The 20463-nt window shown below is 70.3% G+C and carries 23 protein-coding genes; 9 read left to right on the top strand and 14 right to left on the bottom strand.

Annotated features, from left to right (window positions below; all coding sequences use genetic code 11):
* The first annotated feature begins 30 nt into the window (after positions 1 to 30).
* Complete coding sequence (locus AUL35_RS04745) at positions 31 to 1020, top strand: DUF808 domain-containing protein (RefSeq protein WP_062012542.1); 990 nt, start codon at positions 31 to 33, stop codon at positions 1018 to 1020.
* A 12-nt stretch (positions 1021 to 1032) separates the two neighbouring features.
* Here AUL35_RS04745 and AUL35_RS04750 read toward each other — a convergent pair whose 3' ends face one another.
* The 3 genes from AUL35_RS04750 to AUL35_RS04760 form a co-directional block, all read right to left on the bottom strand.
* Positions 1033 to 2073, bottom strand: a complete 1041-nt coding sequence (locus AUL35_RS04750; protein ID WP_062012544.1) for an HD-GYP domain-containing protein — start codon at positions 2071 to 2073, stop codon at positions 1033 to 1035.
* 153 nt (positions 2074 to 2226) lie between these two features.
* Positions 2227 to 4044, bottom strand: coding sequence for an ABC-F family ATP-binding cassette domain-containing protein (locus AUL35_RS04755; RefSeq protein ID WP_062012546.1), 1818 nt, complete (start codon positions 4042 to 4044; stop codon positions 2227 to 2229).
* Between the two features lie 17 nt (positions 4045 to 4061).
* Complete coding sequence (locus AUL35_RS04760; protein ID WP_062012547.1) at positions 4062 to 4967, bottom strand: LysR substrate-binding domain-containing protein; 906 nt, start codon at positions 4965 to 4967, stop codon at positions 4062 to 4064.
* 101 nt (positions 4968 to 5068) lie between these two features.
* On the opposite strand from AUL35_RS04760, the gene AUL35_RS04765 reads away from it, so the two are divergent.
* A complete protein-coding gene (locus AUL35_RS04765) occupies positions 5069 to 5287 on the top strand; it encodes a hypothetical protein (RefSeq protein WP_062012548.1) in 219 nt (72 codons plus the stop codon).
* Positions 5288 to 5291: 4 nt separating this feature from the next.
* Here AUL35_RS04765 and AUL35_RS04770 read toward each other — a convergent pair whose 3' ends face one another.
* The 4 genes from AUL35_RS04770 to AUL35_RS21480 form a co-directional block, all read right to left on the bottom strand.
* Positions 5292 to 8435, bottom strand: a complete 3144-nt coding sequence (locus AUL35_RS04770) for an efflux RND transporter permease subunit (protein ID WP_062012549.1) — start codon at positions 8433 to 8435, stop codon at positions 5292 to 5294.
* Complete coding sequence (locus tag AUL35_RS04775) at positions 8432 to 9688, bottom strand: efflux RND transporter periplasmic adaptor subunit (RefSeq protein ID WP_062012551.1); 1257 nt, start codon at positions 9686 to 9688, stop codon at positions 8432 to 8434. Before AUL35_RS04775 ends, AUL35_RS04770 begins: the two co-directional genes overlap by 4 nt.
* Positions 9689 to 9877: 189 nt before the next feature.
* Positions 9878 to 11455: a PRC-barrel domain-containing protein gene (locus tag AUL35_RS04780; protein WP_062012553.1), complete on the bottom strand. Its 1578-nt coding sequence runs from the start codon at positions 11453 to 11455 to the stop codon at positions 9878 to 9880.
* 139 nt (positions 11456 to 11594) lie between these two features.
* Positions 11595 to 11759, bottom strand: coding sequence for a DUF1328 domain-containing protein (locus tag AUL35_RS21480; RefSeq protein WP_082666109.1), 165 nt, complete (start codon positions 11757 to 11759; stop codon positions 11595 to 11597).
* Positions 11760 to 11932: 173 nt separating this feature from the next.
* Here AUL35_RS21480 and AUL35_RS04785 point away from each other — a divergent pair, with 173 nt between their 5' ends.
* Positions 11933 to 12844, top strand: a complete 912-nt coding sequence (locus tag AUL35_RS04785) for a diacylglycerol kinase family protein (protein ID WP_062012555.1) — start codon at positions 11933 to 11935, stop codon at positions 12842 to 12844.
* Between the two features lie 31 nt (positions 12845 to 12875).
* On the opposite strand, the gene AUL35_RS04790 is transcribed toward AUL35_RS04785, so the two are convergent.
* From AUL35_RS04790 to AUL35_RS04815, 6 genes are all read right to left on the bottom strand, one after another.
* Positions 12876 to 13286: a hypothetical protein gene (locus tag AUL35_RS04790; RefSeq protein WP_244493664.1), complete on the bottom strand. Its 411-nt coding sequence runs from the start codon at positions 13284 to 13286 to the stop codon at positions 12876 to 12878.
* 118 nt (positions 13287 to 13404) lie between these two features.
* A complete protein-coding gene (locus AUL35_RS04795) occupies positions 13405 to 13668 on the bottom strand; it encodes a hypothetical protein (protein ID WP_062012557.1) in 264 nt (87 codons plus the stop codon).
* 209 nt (positions 13669 to 13877) lie between these two features.
* Positions 13878 to 14321 (bottom strand): hypothetical protein, encoded by a 444-nt coding sequence (locus tag AUL35_RS04800; protein WP_062012559.1) that lies wholly within the window; start codon positions 14319 to 14321, stop codon positions 13878 to 13880.
* Positions 14322 to 14747, bottom strand: coding sequence for a YqjD family protein (locus AUL35_RS04805; protein ID WP_082666110.1), 426 nt, complete (start codon positions 14745 to 14747; stop codon positions 14322 to 14324).
* 123 nt (positions 14748 to 14870) lie between these two features.
* On the bottom strand, positions 14871 to 15422 hold the full coding sequence (locus AUL35_RS04810) for a sigma-70 family RNA polymerase sigma factor (protein WP_062012561.1): 552 nt from the start codon (positions 15420 to 15422) through the stop codon (positions 14871 to 14873).
* A 6-nt stretch (positions 15423 to 15428) separates the two neighbouring features.
* Positions 15429 to 15704 (bottom strand): NepR family anti-sigma factor, encoded by a 276-nt coding sequence (locus AUL35_RS04815; protein WP_306304359.1) that lies wholly within the window; start codon positions 15702 to 15704, stop codon positions 15429 to 15431.
* A 378-nt stretch (positions 15705 to 16082) separates the two neighbouring features.
* Between AUL35_RS04815 and AUL35_RS04820 the strand changes: the two genes are divergently transcribed.
* From AUL35_RS04820 to AUL35_RS04840, 5 genes are all read left to right on the top strand, one after another.
* Positions 16083 to 16874: a response regulator gene (locus AUL35_RS04820; RefSeq protein WP_062012563.1), complete on the top strand. Its 792-nt coding sequence runs from the start codon at positions 16083 to 16085 to the stop codon at positions 16872 to 16874.
* Positions 16875 to 17149: 275 nt separating this feature from the next.
* Positions 17150 to 18115 carry a PAS domain-containing sensor histidine kinase gene (locus AUL35_RS04825; RefSeq protein WP_062012565.1) on the top strand — a complete coding sequence of 322 codons (966 nt, stop codon included), beginning with the start codon at positions 17150 to 17152 and terminating at the stop codon, positions 18113 to 18115.
* 158 nt (positions 18116 to 18273) lie between these two features.
* Complete coding sequence (locus AUL35_RS04830; protein ID WP_062012567.1) at positions 18274 to 18564, top strand: hypothetical protein; 291 nt, start codon at positions 18274 to 18276, stop codon at positions 18562 to 18564.
* Positions 18565 to 18661: 97 nt separating this feature from the next.
* Positions 18662 to 18943, top strand: coding sequence for a glycine zipper domain-containing protein (locus AUL35_RS04835; protein ID WP_062012570.1), 282 nt, complete (start codon positions 18662 to 18664; stop codon positions 18941 to 18943).
* 102 nt (positions 18944 to 19045) lie between these two features.
* A complete protein-coding gene (locus AUL35_RS04840) occupies positions 19046 to 19309 on the top strand; it encodes a hypothetical protein (protein WP_062012573.1) in 264 nt (87 codons plus the stop codon).
* A 4-nt stretch (positions 19310 to 19313) separates the two neighbouring features.
* Here AUL35_RS04840 and AUL35_RS04845 read toward each other — a convergent pair whose 3' ends face one another.
* The gene (locus tag AUL35_RS04845) at positions 19314 to 20069 is read right to left on the bottom strand and encodes a HugZ family protein (protein ID WP_082666111.1); all 756 of its coding nucleotides are present in this window, start codon (positions 20067 to 20069) and stop codon (positions 19314 to 19316) included.
* A gap of 125 nt (positions 20070 to 20194) precedes the next feature.
* Here AUL35_RS04845 and AUL35_RS04850 point away from each other — a divergent pair.
* The coding region (locus tag AUL35_RS04850) for an iron-sulfur cluster assembly protein (protein ID WP_156417834.1) at positions 20195 to 20463 on the top strand (269 nt) is incomplete at its 3' end.

Here is a 20463-nt window from a genome sequence, read left to right on the forward strand (position 1 = left end):
GATCCGCAACAGGGAAACGCCGGACGGCCCATGAGCATCGGACTGATCGCGCTTCTCGACGACCTGGCCGCCATCGCCAAGGTCGCGGCCGCCTCGCTGGACGACGTGGCGACCCTTTCGGCCAAGGCGAGCGTCAAGGCGGCGGGCGTCGTGATCGACGATGCGGCCGTGACGCCGCGCTACGTGGTGGGCTTCTCGCCCGACCGCGAGCTGCCGATCGTCGGGCGCATCGCGCTGGGCTCCCTGCGCAACAAGCTCGTGTTCCTCCTGCCGGCCGCGCTCCTGCTCTCGGCCTTCGCCCCTTGGGCGATCACGCCGCTCCTGGCGATCGGCGGCGCCTATCTCGCCTACGAGGGAAGCGAGAAGGTCTGGGAGGCTTTCCTCTCGCGCAAGGGGGCCGGCCACGAGGGCGACGAGGCCGCGCCCAAGGCTGCCAACGCCACGGCGCTCGAGGAGATGCGGGTCCAGAGCGCGGTGAAGACCGACTTCATCCTGTCCGCCGAGATCATGACCGTGACGCTCGGCGGGCTGCCGGACGGATCGATCTGGGTCCAGGCGGGTGTGCTCGCCGCCGTCGGCATCGCGCTGACGGGCCTCGTCTATGGCGGCGTCGCCCTGATCGTGAAGGCAGACGACGTGGGACTAGCGCTGGCGCGCCGCCGCGCCGGCGCGCTCGCCGCCGTCGGCCGCACGATCGTGCGCGTCATGCCCGGCTTCCTTCATGTCCTGGCGCTGGTCGGAACGGCGGCGATGATCTGGGTGGGCGGCGGCATCCTCCTCCATGCGCTGGAGGTCTTCGGCTTCGCCGCGCCGGCGCACCTGATCGAGAGCCTCTCCGTCTCGGCCGGCGAGAGCGTTCCCTTCGCCGGCGGCCTCGTGGAATGGATCGTCGGCGCGATCGCCTCGGGCGTCATGGGGCTTCTGGCCGGGTCCGTGGTCCTCGGCGTCGTTTCGGTTCTCGTGAAGCCGTTCCTCGGCCGCGAGAAGCCGGCGGTGGCGAGCGGCGGCAGCAAGCCCTGAGAGACCGCCCCCTCAGGTGGCGACCGGATCGGAATAGGCGTTCTCGCCGAAGGGCGTCTCCTCGACAGCCCCGTCCTCGGGTGCGGCCAGCTCGAACCCCATGCAGGCGGCGAACAGGGCGAGGAGTTCGGGGTCGAAATGCCCGCGCCAGCGGGCCATCCGGTGCAGCGCGTCCTCCGGCCGCCACGGCTTCTTGTAGGGCCGCAGCGAGGTGACGGCGTCGTAGACGTCGCAGATCGAGGCGATCCGGACCGACGGGCCGAGGCTCTCGGCCGCCAGCCCGTCCGGATAGCCCGTCCCGTCCACGCGCTCGTGATGATGGAGGCAGACCTCGGCCACCATGTCCGGCACGCCTGCCTCCCGCCGCAGCATCTCGTAGCCGGCGCGCGGATGGGCGCGGACCTTCTCCAGTTCGAGCGGGGTCAGGCCGCCGGTCTTGGCGAGGATCGCCGACGAAAGCTGCATCTTGCCGATGTCGTGGAGAAGCCCGGCCTGACCGAGCAGCGCGACCTCGCCGCTGGCGAGGCCGAGATGGCGGCCGAAATGGATCATCAGCGCGCTGACGGCGATGGAATGGAGGTGCGTATAGGCGTCCACCGACTTCAGGCGCGTGATGGCGAGGAGCGCCGCCGCATTGCGCGACAGCGCGTCCGCGATGCCGTCGACGATGGTCTCGCAGCGTCCCATGCTGACGCCCCGCCCCATGCGCGCCTCGGCAAAGAGCTGCCCGACCGCGCGGCGGCACTGGCGAATCTCGTTCTCGGCCCAGAGCGTCTCGGGCGAGCGGGGCGCGGCGGGCTCGGCGCGGGCGGGTGCACGGCGGGCGGGCGCCGCGTCCTCGACCATGGCCGCGACGGGCACAGGCGGCATCGACAGGCCCCGGCTTTCGTCGATCACGACGGCGCGCGCATTGCTGGCGCGCAACTTCAGGAGGTCGCCGTATTCGGTGATCAGGAAGCGGCGCGTCCAGAACGGGTGATCGAGCCAGTCGCCCTCGATGCGCTCGATGAACATGCCGAGGCGAACCTGATGACGGCTGATGCGCTTGTGCATGACGAGACCGGCGACCTCTCGCCTTCCGCTGGGGAATAGGACAGTCCCGTGACGGTAGGCGCCGAAGGTTCATGCATGGTTACAGGCCGCTGGCTGGCGGATATTTAATGTTTGACCCCAAGCACGACTGAAAGTCAGTCGGAATGACGGCCCTCACGACCCTTCCATCTCGGCCCGCATCATCTCCAGCTCCAGCCACTGCGTCTCGGCCGCCTCCAGCGCCGCGCGATCGCTGTCCGCCTTGGCCGCGACGGCGTTGAAGCGCTTCGGGTCGCGGGTGAAGAGCGAGGCGTCGGCCAGCTCGGCCTCCGAGGCGCGGATCGCCTTCTCCAGCCGCTCGATCTCTCGCGGCAGGTTTTCCAGCGCGAACTTCTGCTTGAAGCTGAGCTTGGCGGCGGCGGGACGGGGCGCCGCCTCGCCGGACGAACCCCCGGACTTGACGGAGGCGACCTTGGCTGGCGCGCGCGCGGCCTTCGCCGTCTCGCGGCGCTGCGCGGTCATGTCGGTATAGCCGCCCGCATACTCGATCCAGCGGCCCGCCTCGTCCGGCGAGACCGTGGAGCTGACGGTCCGGTCCAGGAAGTCGCGGTCGTGGCTGACGAGAAGCACGGTGCCGGGATAGTTGGCGACGAGCTCCTCCAGAAGGTCCAGCGTCTCCATGTCGAGGTCGTTGGTGGGCTCGTCGAGCACGAGAAGGTTGGCGGGCGTCGCCAGCGTCTTGGCGAGCAGCAGGCGCGCCCGCTCGCCGCCCGACAGGTTCGCCACGGGCGTGCGGATCTGCTCGGGCTGGAACAGGAAGTCCTTGAGATAGCCTGCCACGTGGCGCGGCTGGCCGTTCACCATGACCTGGTCGCCGCGCCCGTCGGTGAGCGCGTCGGCCACCGACAGGTCGTCGCGCAGGGAAGCGCGCTTCTGGTCGAGAAAGGCGAGGTCCAGGTTGGTGCCGGTGCGCACGGTTCCCGAATCGGGCTCCAGCTCGCCGATCAGCATGCGCAGGAGCGTCGTCTTGCCGGCGCCGTTGGGGCCCACGAGGCCGACCCGGTCGCCGCGCTGGATGCGCGTCGAGAAGTTGTCGACCAGCGTGCGCCCGCCGTAGCCCTTCGTGACGCCCTTCGCCTCGATCACGAGCTTGCCGCTTTCGCGCGTCTCGCCCGCCACCATCTCCACCGTGCCGACCTGCCGGCGCGCGTTGCGCCGGTCGGCGCGCAGCTGGTGGAGGGCCGCCAGGCGCCGCTCGTTGCGCGTGCGCCGCGCGGTCACGCCGTAGCGCAGCCAGTGCTCCTCGCGCAGGATCTTGGCCGACATCTTCTGAAGGTCGCGCTCCTCCTCCTCCAGCACCTTGTCGCGCCACGCCTCGAAGGCGCCGAAGCCTTCCTCGATGCGGCGCACGCGGCCCCGGTCGAGCCAGACCGTGGCGCGTGTCGTGCGCTCCAGGAAACGACGGTCGTGGCTGATCAGGACGACCGCCGAGCGCATGGCCCGGATCTCGTCTTCCAGCCACTCGATGGTGGGAAGGTCGAGATGGTTGGTCGGCTCGTCGAGAAGCAGGATGTCGGGCTCGGGCGCCATGACGCGGGCAAGCGCCGCGCGCCGCGCCTCGCCGCCCGACAGGTCGCCGGGGCGTGCCTGCGGATCGATCCCCAGACCTTCCAGGAGCCGCTGGACGCGGTGCGGGTCGTCGAGGGGGCCGAGGCCCGCCAGAACGTACTCCTCGACGCTCGAGGCCGAGCCGAAGTCGGGCTCCTGCGCGAGGTAGCGGATGGTCGCGCCCGGCTGGCGGAACACCTCGCCGCCGTCGGGCTCGACCGTTCCGGCGGCGATCTTGAGGAGCGTCGACTTGCCGGAGCCGTTGCGCCCGACCAGCGCGATACGATCGCCCGCCGAGACGCCGAGCTCGACCGATTCCAGAAGCGGCGTGCCGCCGAAGGTGAGGCGCACGCCGTCGAGGCGCAGAAGGGGAGGGGAAGCCATGGGCGGCTTCTAGCGTATCACCCCGCCGATGGGGAGGGCTCCGGGAAATGGGACAGGAGCCAGTCTCGGAAGAGCCGGATCTTGGGCGCGTTGCGCCGGCCCGGCGGATAGCACAGCCAGTAGCCGCGATCGCTCGGGCACAGGAGCGCGAAGGGCTGGCGCAACCGGCCCGCCGCGACGTCGTCGCGGTAGAAGAAGGGCGTCAGGATCGCGACCCCATGGCCGGCCGTGGCGGCGATGGCTTCCAGGTCCTGCCCGCCCAACTTGTGTCCGTTGTCCACCTCGAAGCCCGGGCGCGCGACGCCCGCGAAAGCGAACCACTCGTTCCACCAGGGGTCGGTCGGATCGATGAGCGGATAGCGCAGGAGGTCGGCCGGCTCGCGCAAGGGAAGCCCAAGCCGCGCCTCGAGACCGGGATGCAGCATCGGCGTGAAGTCGGCGCGCAGGAGCTTGTGGGTGACGAGGCTCGGCGAGGGCGGCAGCCCGCCCCGAATGGCGATGTCGACCGGCTCCTTGTCGAAGTCCACGATCTCGCGGTTCGACTGCAGGCGAACCGCGATGTCGGGATGGGCCAGCTGGAAGGCGTAGAGATGGCGCGCCAGCCAGAGCGTCGCGAAGGTCGGGATCACGCTGATCGTCAGAACGCCCGCCGCGCCGCCCCGCACCGCCTCGAACGAGGCGGAGATCAGGTCGAAGGCCCCGGTCGCATCGCCGCCGAGCCGGCGTCCCGCATCGGTCAGCGCGACCTGCCGCCGGTCGCGCCGGAACAAGGGCGCGCCGACCCGCTCCTCCAGGACCTTGATCTGGTAGCTCACGGCCGCCTGCGTCATGCCGAGCTCGTCTGCGGCGCGGGTGAAGCTGAGGTGCCGCGCGGCGGCCTCGAAGGCGCGCAGCGCGGCGAGCGGGGGCAGCGAACGGGCCATGACGCATCAAATCTCCTTATGCATCATGGCGGAGCTTCGATTGGATCGGCAAGCCCGGATCGGGTCCATGGGACGGGACACCCAAGCCTGCGAGACCTCCCATGACGACGTTCGATTCCTTTGGCCGGACCCGCGCGGCGCGCCCGCCGACGCAGGCGAAACCGGGCACGGCCGGTTGGCGCGGCCGGCTTCGCCTCTGGTGGGACCGGCTCGGCTGGGACCCGCACGCGCTGCCCGAGACGCTGCGCGCCGACGTCGAGCGGGACCACCCCCACGCCCGCCCGGTGCGCGGGCGGGCCGACTGGGAACGGCGGCTCTGAGGGGTTACTCGGCCGGTTCCGCGCGCCCCATCCGGCTGGCCGCCGCCAGGTCGCGGTTGAGCGCGGCCTCGCGCGCGCCGACCGGCTTCGAGAAGCGCGCGAGAAGGAGGTAGACGACCGGCGTCAGGAACAGGGTGGCAAGCGTCGCCAGTCCCAGGCCGCCCACGATCACGTAGCCGAGCGTCACGCGCGCCTCGGCGCCCGCGCCCGCCGAGAAGACGAGCGGCACGCCGCCGACGATGGTCGCGATCATGGTCATCATCACGGGCCGCAGGCGGATCGTCGAGGCCTCCTCGATCGCCTCGCGCACGGAGCGTCCCTCGTCGCGCAGCTGGTTGGCGAACTCCACGATCAGGATGCCGTTCTTGGCCATGATGCCGACCAGGAGCACGAGGCCGATTTGGCTGTAGAGGTTCAGCGTCTCGCCGAAGAGGTTCATCGCATAGATCGCGCAGGCGACACCGAGCGGCACGGTCGCGATGATGATTAGCGCCGACACGAAGCTCTCGAACTGGGCGGCGAGCACCAGGAAGACCACCACGATCGCGAACACGAAGACGATGGCGAGCCCGCCCGAGGTCTCCTCCAGCGTCGCGGCCTCGGCGAGCGGCACGAGGCGCATCTCGTCGGGCAGGCGCTCGGCCGCGAAGCGCTGGACGTCGGCCCACCCTTGCGAGATCGCATAGCCGGGGACGAGGTCGGCCGAGAGCGCGACCGAGCGCGACTGGTTCTCGCGCGCCAGCGAGGGGGCGATCGCCTGTTCCTCGATGGTGGCGATCGAGCTCATGGGCACGAAGCGGCCGTCGGTGGTGCGCAGGAAGATGTTGGCGAGGTCGGTCGGGTCGTTGATCGGCGCGGCGGTCGAGACGACGTGGATCGGCACGGAACGGTCGCCGACATAGGTCGTGGCGATCTCGCGCCCGTCGAGCAGCGACTGCATCGCGCCCGCCAGCGCGTCGATGTCGATGCCCAGATCCGAGGCCTTCGTGCGGTCGATCTGCACCGAGAGCTGGGGCTGGGTCGTGTCGAAGGCGAGCTGGACACGGCCCCAGCGCCCGTCGGCGTTCATCGCCTCCTCCAGCGCCTCGGCGCTGTCGGTCAGCCGCTCGTAGTTCGGGCCGGCGATCGCGAACTGGAGGCCGCGCCCGCCGCCGCGGATGCCGAGCGAGTTGGGCTGGATGGCGCGCGCCTGGACGCCGGGAATGGCGCGGAAGGCGGCGTTGAGCTCGGTCGCGATCTCCTGCTGCCTGCGCTCGCGGTCGCCCCAGCCGGCCAGCGTCATCACCATGAAGGCGGAGTTGCTGGAGCCCGTGCCGACGCGTGCGAAGATGCTGGTCGCCTCGCCGCTCGCGACATAGGGCAGGACGATCTCCTCGACGCGACGCATCTGCGCGTCGGTGTAGTCGAGGCTGGCGCTTTGCGGGGCGCTGATGCTCATCAGCACCTGGCCCCGGTCCTCGCTCGGCGTCAGCTGCTGGGGCAGGGTCGTGTAGACCGCGACCGCCCCGGCGGCGAAGAGAAGCGAGGCGACCGTCACGGGCAGCGGATTGTCGAGGGCGGCGCGCAGGAGGCGGGCGTAGAGCCCGCCGAGCCGGGCGCCGATCCGGTTCACGAGGCGCTTGGCGGGTCCCTGCCTCGGCTCGTGCTCGCGCAGCATGAGCGAGGCGAGCATCGGGCACAGGGTGAGGGCGATGAAGGCCGAGAGCGTCACCGAGATGGCGAGCACGAAGCCGAACTCGCGGAACAGGCCGCCCGCCACCCCCGGCAGGAACGAGATCGGGATGAAGACGGCGGCCAGCGTCGCCGTGGTCGAGATCACCGCGAAGAACACCTCGCGCGTGCCCAGCACCGCCGCCGCCTTGACGGAACATCCCATGTCGCGCCGCCGGATGATGTTCTCGAGGACGATGATCGCGTCGTCCACGACCATGCCGGTGGCCAGCACCAGCGCGAGCAGGGTGATGATGTTGATCGAGAAGCCGACGAGATAGATCGCGGCGAGAACGCCCACCAGTGCGATCGGGATGGTGAGGGTCGGAATGATCGTGGCGCGTGCGTTGAGAAGGAAGAGATAGATCACCGCCACGACGATCAGGACCGCCAGCCCGAGCGTCAGCTCGACCTCGTGGATCGAGCCCTCGATGAAGGTCGCGTCGTCGGAGGTAACGACGAGGCGCGTGTCGCCGGGCAGCGAGGCGTTGAGCTCGGCGACCGCCGCGCGTACCCCCTGGCTGATGGCGATGGTGGAGGAGCCCGCCTGCCGGATCACGCCGAGGCCGATGCCGGTCTCGCCGTTGACGCGCAGCTTGGAGGCGGCCTCGTCGGGTCCGAAGCGCACGGATGCCACATCGCGCAGGCGCGTCCGGCCGTCGAGCATGACCGCCTCGAAGGCCTCCGGCGTGGCCAGGCTCGCATCGGCCCGCACCACGAGGTTCTGGGTCGGCGACTCCAGCGAGCCCGCCGGCCGGTCGAACGAGGCGTTGCCGAGCGCGGTCGCGACGTCGCCGAGCGTCAGGCCGCGTGTCGCCAGCTCGTCGGGCCGCACGTCGACATAGACGAGGCGCTCTCGCTCGCCCGACAGCTCGACGTCGGCCACGCCCTCCACCGCCGCGATGCGGTCGGCGATGCGGTCGTCCACCAGCGTCGTCAGCTCCTCGATCGGCAGCGTCTCGGAAAGGACGGCCAGGCGCATGATCGCGTCGGCGTCGGCATCGGCCTTCACGATGCGCGACTCGTCCGCGTCGTCGGGCAGCCGGTTGGCGACGCCCGCCACCGCGTCGCGCACGTCGGAGGCCGCGACGTTGAGGTCGGTCGCCGACGAGAATTCCAGCGTCACCCGGCTCTGGCCGAAGCGCGAGGAGGAGGAGATCGACGCGATGCCCGACACGCGCGCGACCGCGCTCTCGATCTCGCTCGTCAGCTGCCGGTCCACCACCTCAGGGCTCGCGCCCTCGAAGGTGGTGGTGACCGAGATCACCGGCCGGTCGACATTGGGAAGCTCGCGCACCTCGATCGCGTTGAAGGCCGCCAGGCCCGCGACGATCACGAGGAGATTGATGACGATCGTGAAGACCGGCCGGCGGATGAAGAGCGAGGTGAGGGCGGTCAGGCCGTCCGGCTTGTGGTCGGACCCGGGCGAGCCGCTCACGTGCGGGCCTCCGCGCGCCGGTCGCCCGCCGGCTGCGCCTCGCCGCCGGGTGCGGCGGCCGAGGGAACGCCGGAGGGGGGCAGGGCCGGCGTCTCGGGCAGGTCCGGCACCTTCTGGATGCGCACGGGCGCGCCCTCGCGCAGCTGCTGCACGCCTTCCGTCACCACCGGGTCGCCCTCGCGCAGCGTTTCCGACGCGACGAGGACGCGGTCGACGTTGCGCTCGATGATGCGCACCGGCTTCTTGGCGACGCGGTCCTGCGCCACCGTCCAGACGAAGGGCCCGGCGCGCTCCCACTGGATGGCGAGCGGATCGACCGACAGGAAGCTGTCGCCGGGAAAGGCGATCTCGACCGAGAAGGACTGGCCCGGGCGCAGCGTGTCGCCCGTGTTCTCGACGGTCGCTTCGGTCCGAAGCGTGCGGCTCGCCTGGTCGAGGCGGCTGTCGATGGCGCTGATCGCGCCCTGGAAGGCCCGGCCGCTGCGCGCGGAGGGCTCGACCGAGACCGGCTGGCCGACGTCGAGCTGCGCGACGAAGGCTTCCGGCGTCGAGAAGACGATGCGAAGGCGCGAGCGGTCGTCGACGGTCGCGAGCGTCGTGGAACTGTCGACCAGCGCGCCGACGTCGAGATCGAGGATGCCGATGCGCCCCGCGATCGGCGCGCGCACCTCGCGCTTGGCCAGCGCGATCTCGGCCGACTGGAGGTCGAGGGCCGCCGCATCCCGGGCGCGGGCGACCTCGTCGATCTGGACCGAGGTGACGGTGGAGGAGTTGGCGAGCGAGCGGTAGCGGCGCACCTGGTCCTCGGCGGCGGCAAGCGCGATGCGGGCGCGGTCCACCGCCACGCGCTCGGCGTCGCTCTGAAGGCGCAGGAGGACCTGCCCGGCCTCCACGGCGTCGCCCGAGCGGGCCTCGATCGCGGCCACGATGCCGGTGACGTCTGGGCGCACGGCGACGGTGCGCAGGGCCTCGGCGGTGCCGACGGCGCGCAGCCGGTCGCGCGTGACGCTGGGCACGGCGGCGTCGGTGACGACGAGCGGGGCGTTTCCCCGCTGCCTGTCCTGCGGCGTCGCGCCGATCCGGGGCGGGTCGTCGGCGCTCGAAAGGGTGGAGACGAGGGGCCGGGCGAAGGCGGGCAGGGGCGAGCCCTCGGCCAGGAGATAGCGGCCGGGCGCCGGCGACAGCCAGGTCCAGAGCGCCAGGCCGGCGAGAAGCACGAGAAGCGTGGCGGCGATCTGCCGGAGAAGGGCCATGGGGACCTATGGGGCTGGGGGTCGACATCGGCCGGCGGGTCGCGGCATTCGGATCGAGGCTAGACCAGAGATCGGCCACGCTCGGCATAAATCTTCGTAAGTTTCGCTTCCCAAATCCCTGCCAACGAAAAAGGGCCCGCCAGTGGCGGGCCCTCCTGACTTTGCGTCACGCAAGCGTGATCGAAAGGCTCACTGCTTCGAGGCGCTGCCGGCCGGAATGTCGCCCGGGTTGGCGACGCGCATCTGGTCGCGGTTCTCGGCGTAGGTATCACGGTTGAACTCCGGCGCGTTGCGCAGCTGGTCCTGCGTGAACTGCGTCGTGAGGTTCAGCTTGCCGCCCGAGTCGCGCATGAACTGGAGATTGTCCATGGCCACCGCCACCGGCTTGGCGCCGATGCCGAGGAAGCCGCCGACATCCACGATCACCGCGTCGACCTGGCCTTCCGGCGTCAGGGCGATGTCGCCGATCGAGCCGATGCGGGCGTTGTCCGGGCCGCGAACCGCCGTGCCGATCAGGTTGTCGGCGGTCAGCTCGGCACCCGTGACCGGGGTCATGGCGCCGTTGTCGGCATTGTTGGTCGAGGCGGTCGCCGTCGTGTCGGTGCCCATCGCGCCGGTCGCGGCAGCGCCCGTGGCCGCCGTGGTTCCGGCCGCCATGCCGTTGCCGGTCGTGGTGTTCGGGGCCGTGGCGGAGGCGGTGTCGAGCGTCGTGCCGCCCGCGCCCATGCCGGCGCCGCTCATGTTGGCGTTGGTGCCCGCGTCGGCGACGCGATCAGCGCGCTCGAAGGACGGGGCCTCCTTCAACTGGTCGCGGCTGGCGGACAGCATGATGTGCGGCTCGTTGTTGTCGCCGCGCATCATCGACACGGCGTCGAAGGGCACGCCGACATCCTTCTCGCCGATGCCGAGGAAGCCGCCGACGCCGATCAGGACGGCCTCGACGCGGCCCGAGGAGGCGACGAGGAGATCGTTGATCTCGCCGATCTTCTCGGACGAGGTGTCGTGGCCGTTATAGACGTTGTCGCCGATCAGGTTGGCCGAAAGGTACTGGTTCGGGCCGAGCGTCGCGAGATACTCGCCCGTGCCGGCCGTCGAACCCGTCGTGGCCGGGGCCGTGGTCGCGGCGGCCATGTCGGTGGAGGGCGTGGTCGCGGCGCCCGGGGCCATCGTGCCGGTGGCGGCCATGCCGCCGGTCGCGGCGGGCGCCATCGCGCTGCCGGTCGCGGCCGCGTTGTTGGCGGCGGTCTCGTTCATCTGGAAGGCGGGCGCCGAGGTCAGCTGGTCGCGCGAGGCGGTCAGAACGGCGCGCGGCGCGTTGTTCTCGCCCTGCGTCCAGCGGATCTGGTTGAAGGGGATCGCGATCGTGCGCGACTGGTCGCCCAGAAAGTTGCCGGTATCGACGATGGCCGCGACCACCGCGCCGTCCTCGCCGATCACGAGATTCTGGATCTCGCCGGCGGACTGCGCGTCGGCTGCATCGCCCGAGTAAAGCGTCATGCCGCGAATGTCGGTCGCCATGTACTGGTCGGCGCCCTGCGACTGGACATAGGCGATGTTGGCGGCGGGCGCCGTCTGGTTCTCGGTCTGGCCGCTCGACATGGCGCCGTTGTTCATCGCGGCGCCGTTGGTGGTGCCCATCGCGCCGCCGGGGGCCATGGTGCCGCTGGCGGCGGGCTCGGTCGTGGTGGCGGGCGCGGTGGTCTGCGCGGCGGCGGCCGTTGCGAGGACGCCGGCGATCGCCGTCGTGGCAAGGAGCTTGCGGATCATCTGCGGAACCCTTTTAGCTGTTTCGGTCTCATCGGACAAGGCGGCAAAGCGCGTCCATCGCTGCGTCAACCCGGACCTTTCGAAAGTGTTCCCGAGCTTTGTTGACGCTTTCGCGAGCCCGGGAACACGTTCCTCTCCGTCAGGCGAAGACGATGACGCCGAAGAAGAGAAGAAGCAGGAAGCCCACGAGGACGATCAGGATCAGGACCTTCGCGATGCCGGCCGACACGCCCGCGACGCCGCGAAAGCCGAGAAGGCTGGCGATGGCCGCGACGACCAGGAGGATGATGATCCATTCAAGCATGGGAGCGCCTCGATACGGGACAAACGGGAGGAAGGGGCCGCCTCGGCCCTCACGCCGCCCTGAACGGCGGAAAACGGCGCGCGGTTCCTGATCCCCTCGCGCCTCGCCGCCGGGCGCGTGTCGCTCCATATGCGGGCGAGGCGGCGCTCGGCTGCCGGAGGCACCCGACACCCATGAGAGTTCATGCGATCCTGAACCGCGACGGGGGTACGCTGCGAACCCTCGATCTCGATCTGCTTTCCGCGCAGATCCGCGACGAGTTCGCCCTGCACGGGCACGAGATCGAGGTCGAGGAGGTGGGCGGGGGCGAGGTCGAGGATGCCATCGGTCGCCAGTCCGGCCGCGCCGACCTCGACGTGCTCCTCGTGGGCGGAGGGGACGGCACGGTCTCGGAGGCCGCGGGCGCGGTGGCGGGCGGGCGCATCGCGCTTGGCCTCCTGCCGGCGGGGACCATGAACCTCTTCGCGCGCTCGCTTCACATACCGCTGTCGCTGGAGGAGGCCGTGCGCTCGCTCGCCACCGGGCGCGTCGTCGAGGTGGATATCGCCAGCGTCAACGGGCGCTACTTCGTCCACCAGTTCGCGGTGGGCGTCCATGCGCGCATGGTGCGCACGCGCGAGAAGCTCGACTACGGGTCGCGCCTCGGCAAGATGTGGGCGAGCGTGAAGGCGGTGGGCGCGGCGGTGCGCGCGCTTCCCGTCGTGGACCTGTCGATCGAGATCGACGGCCGGAACGAAAACGTCCGAACGCCCGCCGTCGCCATCTCCAACAACATCTACGGCGACGGGCACCTGCCCTATGCCGACGACCCGCAGGCCGGGCGCCTGGGCATCTACCTCATGCGCTCCACGGACCGGGCGGCGGTGCTGAAGCTGACGATCGACATGATGCGCGGGGCCTGGAAGGCGAGCCAGGCGCTGAGCGTGGCGGAGGCCGACCTCATCCGCATCCGCTACCACGGGCGCAAGCGGCACGACCGGGCGGTGATGGACGGCGAGCTCCACGACCTCGACGAGGTGTCGGAGGTGCGCATTCATCCGCGCGGCCTGCGCGTCCTGGTGCCGGACGAGGCGCCCCTTCGCTAGGGGCGCCCGGAAGCCGCGTCGAGGACGGGACCTAGAGCGCCTCGCGATCGATCTCGTCGGGCGAGCGCGCGTCGGAGCGCGATTCGGGATCCATGCCCACCGATTCCGCGTCGCCATAGGCGTGGCCACCCTCGGCCAGCATCGCGATGGCCTCGGCGATCTGCATTTCCAGAGGATGGAAGTCGCCGCCCCGGTCGATGTCGTCGCGCGCGCCGATCTGGTCGGCATAGCGCTGGAGCGTCGCCTGCTTCTCCTCGATCGTCATGGCCGGGTCGTTGAGGATGTCGTCGATCTCGGCCTGGGTGACGGGCTGGGCGATGCCCGGCGGATCGTCGTCGTCGCCGACCTCGCTGTCGGTGGCGAGAACGGCGCGGTCGTGCAGCGCCGGATCGATCATGCGCTCGTCGTCGAGCGGGCCGCGGGTATCGCGAAGGTCGGACATGGAAAGCCTCCACCATGGCGGAGGGCGCCTTCAGGGCGCCTCGGCGGAACAAGGGATCGGGGCTCGCGCGCGGCGAACCCCCGTGGGAGCGAACGAGGGAGCGGGTCGCCCCGCTCCTTCAGTTGGCGGTCGTGCCCGATCCGCTCGCGCTATTGCTCTGACCCGGCGTCACGGTGGTCTGCGGGGTCGAGGTCGGGGTGGCGGGCGCGCCACTGACGTCCGAGTTCTGGACGCCGCCGATGTTCTGGTCGGGCAGGACGCTGCCGTAGATGCCGAGGCCCGCGAAGACGACGAGGCAAAGCGCGAGCGCCGCCACGAGGATCACGAGCACGTTGCGGCCCGAGCGGCCCTGCTTCGCCTTTTCGGCTTTGATGTTGGACATGGCCGAGGTTCCTGGTGTCTGGAGGCGCCGAAACGGCGCGATGGCCCTACCTTCGAGGATCGGCGGGCACTCGTCAGGCACAACTCCCCACACACCGAAACGATCCCGCCGCAGGGGGGCGGGCGAACGCAAAAAAGCCGCCGCACCCTTTCGGAGTGCGGCGGCTTCGAACGATCGGCAGGCGGTCGGCGAGCCCGTTCGGGCGCGGCCTAATCCCGCCAGGAGCGCGCGCCGCGAATGCCCCGCGCAATGCCCCAGGCGCCGAAGGCGGCGATCGGAACCAGGAGAAGCGAGCGACGCCGGCGAAGGCTGCGCACGATCAGCGGAAGATTCGAGATCGCGGCCACCGAGGCGACCGATGCGATGTCGCGCTGCAGGCGGTCGTTCGCCCGCTGCTTGGGCGGCCGGCGCGCCATCACCAGGGCCACATAGGCGGCCAGGAGAAGGAGCAGCCACACGAAGGCGAAGAGGAGCGAGGCCGTGATCGGCCCGAGCCGCTGCGCCGTGAAGATGAAGATCGCCAGGAGCAGGAAGAAGACCAGCCCCATGGCGAGCGCCGCCATCACCGCGTAGATCGCCGCCACCGCGCGAAGGCGGGTGATGAACAGCCCCGCCTCGCCGGTGAAGATCTTGGTGATCAGCTGCGTCAGCATTTAGCGGAACAGGCGCGCGTAGACGTAGCCGACGGCCGCCGCGATCAGGACGCTCTTGATGGGCTCGGCCCGCACGCGCTCGGAGAGCTGCTCCTCGAACTCGCTGGCCGTCTCCTGCGCCTGGCGGAAGTAGCGCTCGCCCGCGTCGCGCACGTCGTTGCGCAGCGCGAAGGCCTGGCGACGGGCGCTCTCGGCGCCGCTGCCGGCCAGGTTGCGAAGCGAATCGGTGACGCCGGCCAGGTCGTCGCGCAGCCGCGCGACCTGAGCCTCCAGGTCCTCGCGGGTCTGGCGGGCGTTCGCCTTGAACTCGTCGCCTGCCGCGCGCGCGTCGTCCTTGGCCTGGTTCAGGCGGTCTTTCGCCTCGTCCTTCGCCGCATCGGCGCCAAAACCGGACGACTGGTCGTTATGCGAGGAAGTCGAGGACATGATGGAATCCTTTCGAAAACAGGGACGCGTCACAAGAACAGGAGCGGCGGGATGCCGCGCAGGCGGTGGGATGAATGCGCCCGTCCGGGAGAGGTTCCGGGCGGGCGCGCAAAGCGGAGGCGGCTAAGCGGCGGGCGCGACGCCGATGATCTGCGAGGAGATCGAGTCGGGCCCGAACTCGCCGTCACCCTCGATGCCGAGCAGGTCGGCCATGCGGGTGCGCGCGCGCGACACGCGGCTCTTGATCGTGCCCACCGCGCATTTGCAGATGTCGGCCGCCTCCTCGTAGGAGAAGCCCGAGGCGCCGATCAGGATCAGGGCCTCGCGCTGGTCGTCGGGCAGTTGCTCCAGCGCCTTGCGGAAATCCTGCAGGTCGAGATGGCCCTGCTGCTCCGGGTGGCCGGCCAGTTGCATGGCGTGGATGCCGTCCACGTCCTGCACCTCGCGGCCCTTCTTGCGCATCTGCGTGTAGAACTCGTTGCGCAGGATCGTGAACAGCCAGGCCTTGAGGTTGGTGCCCGGCTGGAACGTGTGCTGCTTGTCCCAGGCCTTGACGAGGGTCTCCTGCACGAGGTCGTCCGCCCGGTCGAAGGATCCGGCGAGCGATGCCGCGAAGGCGCGCAGGTTGGGAATGATGGAGATCAGCTCGCGGCGGAACTCAACGTCCTGTGTCATGGCCCGTCACCTCTCGTTTCGAGAAGGGGAGGTCTTGCCGGACGGCTCAGACTCGGCCTTGTCGAGCGCGTCGAGCAGCATGAGGAATCGGTCGGGTACGGGCTCGCTGGCGACGTCGTCGTAATAGGCCTTCAGACGCCGGCCGATGGCCGAACTCGTTCCCAGGCCCGACGGGTCGCCCTCGGGCGCCGGGTCGCCAGCCGGCGCGGCGCTCGCGGACCCTTCCATCGTCTCGCCCGCGTCCCGGACCTCGGCTTCCATCTGGTTCTTGCGGTCTTCCATTCCACCTCTCGCCAGCCAACCAAGCGCCGTCGGCCGGCGCATGGCCGGAACGGCGCAACCTTCCGGTCCGCGAACGCCGGGCTGCAGTGAGGGTACATGTAGGAACGATTCGAAATCGCAAGGCCGGCTCCGGGTTCCCGCAGGTCCCGGCGCGATGCGCTCGGCGGAGAGGGGGCTTCCGTCCCGCCCGGTCATGCCTCAGAATGTTTGCGCAAGCCGCACGGAGCCACTAGCGCTTGGCGCAGGGTGTCTTATCTAGTCGCCCCGAGCGACCTCGCCCGAACGCGCGGGGTCGGCATCCGTTTCGACGCCGCCGGAGCCCCAAGCTCCGGTGCTGCGCGGAGCGGGCGCCTTCAGGGTTTCATGAGGGGTGAGTTCATGTCGATGTCCTCGCGCATAGCGCCGCACATTCCCTATCTCCGGCGCTATGCCCGCGCTTTGAGCGGTTCGCAGGCGTCGGGCGACGCCTATGTGGCGGCGGTGCTCGAGGCCCTGATCGCGGAGCCGAGCCTCTTCGACACGCGCGAGAGCCCGCGCATCTCGCTCTACAAGCTCTTCTCCTCGCTCTGGCAGTCGGTCGAGGTGAACGTGCGCGAGGACACGCCGGTCTCGGCCTGGGAGGAAAAGGCCTCGCGCAACCTGCGCGGCATCTCCCCGCTCCCGCGCCAGGCCTTCCTGCTGGTGGCCGTCGAGGGCTTCACCACCGAAGAAGCGGCCTCGATCCTGGGCGTCGGCGAAAGCGACTTCTCGGACCTCATCGACCAGGCGAGTTCCGATATCGGCCGCCAGGTGTCCACCAACATCATGATCATCGAGGACGAGCCTCTGATCGCGATGGACATCGAGCAGATGGTGGAGAGCCTCGGCCACGGCGTCACCGGCATCGCGCGCACGCACAAGGAGGCGATCGCCCTGTTCGAGCAGCAGAAGCCGGGCATGGTGCTGGCCGACATCCAGCTGGCCGACGGCTCGTCCGGCATCGACGCGGTGAACGACATCCTGGCCAAGGTCTCGGTTCCGGTGATCTTCATCACCGCCTTCCCCGAGCGCCTGCTGACCGGCGAGCGCCCCGAGCCGACCTTCCTCGTCACCAAGCCCTTCAACCCCGACATGGTGAAGGCTCTGATCAGCCAGGCGCTCTTCTTCGAGGCCGAGCGCGAGGCCGCCTGACGCTCTCCAACGCACCGCGCCGGGTCTTAGGCCGCAGGTCGCGGTCGCAGGACCGGCGTTCGGAACCAGCCGGCCCGAAGCGTCGTTAGCCGCATCGTTAGCTACCTAGGCTTCGGTCCGCAGCCTGTTGCGCGTTCCTCTTCGCGAGAGGAAAGGTCTTTGATCGTCATGTCCGCCGGATCGCATCGTCACGTCCCGTTCGGGATCGGCTCGCCGCCCGGGTCCGCGCCCTTCCGCGGCAGCGCGGCCGGCCGCCCGCGCGGTCGCCGGCCGTCATGGTAGCCTACAAGGCACTGCGGGCCCTCACCAATACGGAAATGGCCCTCTTCGCGCAGGATCTCGACCTGCGCTACCTCTGGCTGTTCAACGCCGAGGGCTCCTGGCTCGCGAGCGCCCGCAACGGCGACGCCGACCACGACTTCCTGCCGGGCACGGCGGCCGAGAAGGCCACCGCGATCAAGGCCGAGGTCCTGCGCAGCCACAAGCCGGCGCGCTTCGAGCTGCCGATCCTGTCGGGCAGCCAGGTGCGCTGGTTCGACGTGCGGGTCGACGTCGACCGCGACGATGCCGGCCAAATCATCGGCATCATCGGCACCTCGCTCGAGATCACCGACCAGAAGCGGCGCGAGGACACGCTGAAGACACTTCTTCGGGAGGTCTCGCACCGCTCCAAGAACCTTCTCGCGATCATCCAGAGCCTCGCCAGCCAGACCGCCCGCCATTCCGTCACGGTTCCCGAATTCCTCGTGCGCTTTCGCGGCCGCATCCAGTCGCTCGCGACCTCGCAGGACATCGTCACCGACACGGACTGGCGCGGGGCCGACCTCGTCAACCTCGTCACCACGCAGGTGGAGCGCTATGCGCCCGACGGCATGGAGCAGATCGGCTTCGAGGGAACCGACGTCTACCTGTCGCCGACCGCCGCGCTCCATGTCGGGCTCGCGCTGCACGAGCTCGCCGTGAACGCGGCGTCCTACGGTTCCCTCTCGACCTCGGGCGGGCGCGTCTCGATCCGCTCGCGGATCGACCGGTCCGCAGATTCGCCGGTCCTGGTTCTGGAATGGCAGGAGTCGCGCGGGCCGCTCGTGCGGGGCGACCACGACGCGCGCTTCGGCACCTCGACGCTGGAGCGCATCGTGCCGAACTCGGTCGGCGGCGAGGCGCATCTCGAATATCACCCCGACGGGCTGCGCTACCGGCTCAGCGTGCCGGGCAACCAGTTCGAGCCGATCGACGCCTGAGGGCAGTCGGCCGGTTGGCCGGTCATCGCCCGGGCGCGAAACCGTGGCGCAACAACAAGGAAATCAGTCGGATACGGGATCGATCTAGCTAGGGCGGCGTTGAAGCGAAAACATCCCAAGGCCATTCCGGCCCGTTGTTCTCGCGAAAGGATCGCCCGATGGAACAGCTTGCCGCCTTCATGCTTCTCGTCGGCTGCTCGCCCAATGCCGACACCTGCACGGAAATTCCCGTTCCGACGCCGGTCTATCAGTCGGTCGAGGCCTGCCAGCGCGACCTGCCGCTCCAGATGCGTCTTTCGTCGACCTTCGACGCCAAGGTGGTCGGCACGTGCCAAGGCGTCGATACCGCCCTTTTGGAGAAATCGGCGACCATCGACTGGACCATCACCCGTGCCGGCTCGCTACAGGTTTCGGTAACGCCGGAGAGCAACCTCGTCGCCTCGCGGTGAGAGCTTTCGGCATCCGGCGCGCAGCCGCTTCGCTGGACGCCCGCGTCCCGCGCGCTATGACTTCTCAGGGACATTCATTCCAGGAAAGAAGCAAGCGATGAGATCCATGATCGTGGCCGCGGTGGCCGCCGGAACCCTGGCCCTCTCCGGCTGCCAGTCGGTCGACCGCAACGTCGCCATCCCCGCCGGCATCGGCGCGCTCGGCGGCGCGGCGATCGGCGCGGGCATCAGCGGCAACGCGCGCGGCGCTCTGATCGGTGCGGCGGTGGGCGGCGCGGGCGGGGCGCTGATCGGCGCGGCGACGAACCGTCCGGGCGAGTGCGTTTATCGCGACGGTCGCGGCCAGCGCTACTACGCGGCCTGCCCCCAGGGCTACTGAGCGACCGGAGCGGGTCCAAGAGACCAGTTGATGCGAGCCGCCGCCTTTCCCCGCGAAAGGCGGCGGCTTTTCATGCCGTCCTGAACCCGAAGGGCCGCCTTCTTGTCACCCGTCCTGCCGCGTGCCTGCGCCCTTCTGGCGATCCTGACCCTTCTGTCGGGCTGCCGCTCCGACGTCCTGCCCGCCGTGTTCGGTCTGGGGGAGGGGGGCATCGCCGCCTATGCGCCCGGCACCTTGCCGGTGATCGTCGCCCATCCCGGCGACCGGTTGATCGGCCAATCCGCCAACGAGGCGGGCCGCTGCATCTACGCCAACGCCGCCGGCCGGCGCTTCCGCGCCGATTGCCCCGACGGCTACAAGCCCTGACGGATCACGAGCCCGGCTGCGCCGCGCGCACGAGCTCGACAAAGGCCGCCCGGTAGCCCTCGGGCGCGCGCACGGCCTCGGCGAACTCGACGCGCAGGGCGCGCTCGCCCTTCGCTGCCTCGAAGCCGAGCGGATCGATCGTCGCGACCCGCCATCCCGTGCCCTGCGCGCCTTGCCGCGCGACGATCGCGTCGATCGCATCGGCATGGTCCTCGTTCATGTGGGTGCGCACGCGCTCCTCCGCCGCGCGAAGCGCTTCCGGAACGCTCTCCACGACATCGCCGGAGTTCATCCGGTAGGCGCGCGCGAAGCCGGCGTTGAACAGCGCCGAGACGACCCGAAGGCGCAGGAAGCGGAAGTCGGGAAAGTCGACGTAGAGCGCGGCCCCGGGATGGCGCTCGAGGAAACGCGAGCGGGCGAGCGCCGCCTCGGGCGTGCCGGCGGGAAGGGGCTCGGCCCGCGCCCTGATCATCAGGCGCGGATGGCCCAGCGGATCGCCCGCGCCCGGCTCGCCCAGAAGCAGCGCGCAGCGCCCGTCCGCCGCGAGTGCCCCGGTGTGCGGCGACAGTTCGGAGACGAGAAGCAGCGGCTCGCCGCCCGGCAGGTGGCCGACCGAGACGCGGGAGACGATCGGGTCGCCGGTGCCGGGCTCGAGGCACGACAGCGCCCCGTGTCCGGCCGCGCGCCCCACCAGCCGGGCTTGCCTGCGCGCGGTCTCGTCGGGCGCGAGATAGGGGTCGCGGGCGGCGGGCTCGGTCATGGGGCATCCCTTTCGCGTCGGCACGCCGACGCTTCTCCCATTCGCGGCCCGGATGGTCTATCCCGTTGTCCGACGCCCGGCCGCCGCTCGACGGAGCCGGGCGGGCGAGCCGAAGGATCCGTGCCATGAACCAGGACCTCAAGTCCCGCATCCTCGACGTGCTGCGCGAGATTCCCGCGCCCGACGGCGGCGCGGACGTCGTCTCGCGCGGCATGGTGTCGGAGATCTTCGTGGCCGACGGCAAGGCCTTCTTCTCGCTCAGCGTGCCGGCGAGCGCGGCCGAGCGCTTCGAGAGCTTCCGGCGCGTGGCCGAGGAGCGCGTGGCGGCGCTCGAGGGCATCGCCTCGGCCATGGTGGCGCTGACCGCCGAGCGGCAGGGGCCGGGCCTCAGCGC

The sequence above is a fragment of the Aureimonas sp. AU4 genome, from assembly GCF_001463765.1.
In the GTDB taxonomy this organism is placed as follows: domain Bacteria; phylum Pseudomonadota; class Alphaproteobacteria; order Rhizobiales; family Rhizobiaceae; genus Aureimonas.

Coding starts and splice junctions, on each gene's coding strand:
- AUL35_RS04745 (WP_062012542.1), top strand. CDS start 31: ATGAGCATCGGACTGATCGCGCTTCTCGACGACCTGGCCGCCATCGCC.
- AUL35_RS04750 (WP_062012544.1), bottom strand. CDS start 2,073: ATGCACAAGCGCATCAGCCGTCATCAGGTTCGCCTCGGCATGTTCATC.
- AUL35_RS04755 (WP_062012546.1), bottom strand. CDS start 4,044: ATGGCTTCCCCTCCCCTTCTGCGCCTCGACGGCGTGCGCCTCACCTTC.
- AUL35_RS04760 (WP_062012547.1), bottom strand. CDS start 4,967: ATGGCCCGTTCGCTGCCCCCGCTCGCCGCGCTGCGCGCCTTCGAGGCC.
- AUL35_RS04765 (WP_062012548.1), top strand. CDS start 5,069: ATGACGACGTTCGATTCCTTTGGCCGGACCCGCGCGGCGCGCCCGCCG.
- AUL35_RS04775 (WP_062012551.1), bottom strand. CDS start 9,688: ATGGCCCTTCTCCGGCAGATCGCCGCCACGCTTCTCGTGCTTCTCGCC.
- AUL35_RS04780 (WP_062012553.1), bottom strand. CDS start 11,455: ATGATCCGCAAGCTCCTTGCCACGACGGCGATCGCCGGCGTCCTCGCA.
- AUL35_RS21480 (WP_082666109.1), bottom strand. CDS start 11,759: ATGCTTGAATGGATCATCATCCTCCTGGTCGTCGCGGCCATCGCCAGC.
- AUL35_RS04785 (WP_062012555.1), top strand. CDS start 11,933: ATGAGAGTTCATGCGATCCTGAACCGCGACGGGGGTACGCTGCGAACC.
- AUL35_RS04790 (WP_244493664.1), bottom strand. CDS start 13,286: ATGTCCGACCTTCGCGATACCCGCGGCCCGCTCGACGACGAGCGCATG.
- AUL35_RS04795 (WP_062012557.1), bottom strand. CDS start 13,668: ATGTCCAACATCAAAGCCGAAAAGGCGAAGCAGGGCCGCTCGGGCCGC.
- AUL35_RS04800 (WP_062012559.1), bottom strand. CDS start 14,321: ATGCTGACGCAGCTGATCACCAAGATCTTCACCGGCGAGGCGGGGCTG.
- AUL35_RS04805 (WP_082666110.1), bottom strand. CDS start 14,747: ATGTCCTCGACTTCCTCGCATAACGACCAGTCGTCCGGTTTTGGCGCC.
- AUL35_RS04810 (WP_062012561.1), bottom strand. CDS start 15,422: ATGACACAGGACGTTGAGTTCCGCCGCGAGCTGATCTCCATCATTCCC.
- AUL35_RS04815 (WP_306304359.1), bottom strand. CDS start 15,704: ATGGAAGACCGCAAGAACCAGATGGAAGCCGAGGTCCGGGACGCGGGC.
- AUL35_RS04820 (WP_062012563.1), top strand. CDS start 16,083: ATGTCGATGTCCTCGCGCATAGCGCCGCACATTCCCTATCTCCGGCGC.
- AUL35_RS04825 (WP_062012565.1), top strand. CDS start 17,150: ATGGTAGCCTACAAGGCACTGCGGGCCCTCACCAATACGGAAATGGCC.
- AUL35_RS04830 (WP_062012567.1), top strand. CDS start 18,274: ATGGAACAGCTTGCCGCCTTCATGCTTCTCGTCGGCTGCTCGCCCAAT.
- AUL35_RS04835 (WP_062012570.1), top strand. CDS start 18,662: ATGAGATCCATGATCGTGGCCGCGGTGGCCGCCGGAACCCTGGCCCTC.
- AUL35_RS04845 (WP_082666111.1), bottom strand. CDS start 20,069: ATGACCGAGCCCGCCGCCCGCGACCCCTATCTCGCGCCCGACGAGACC.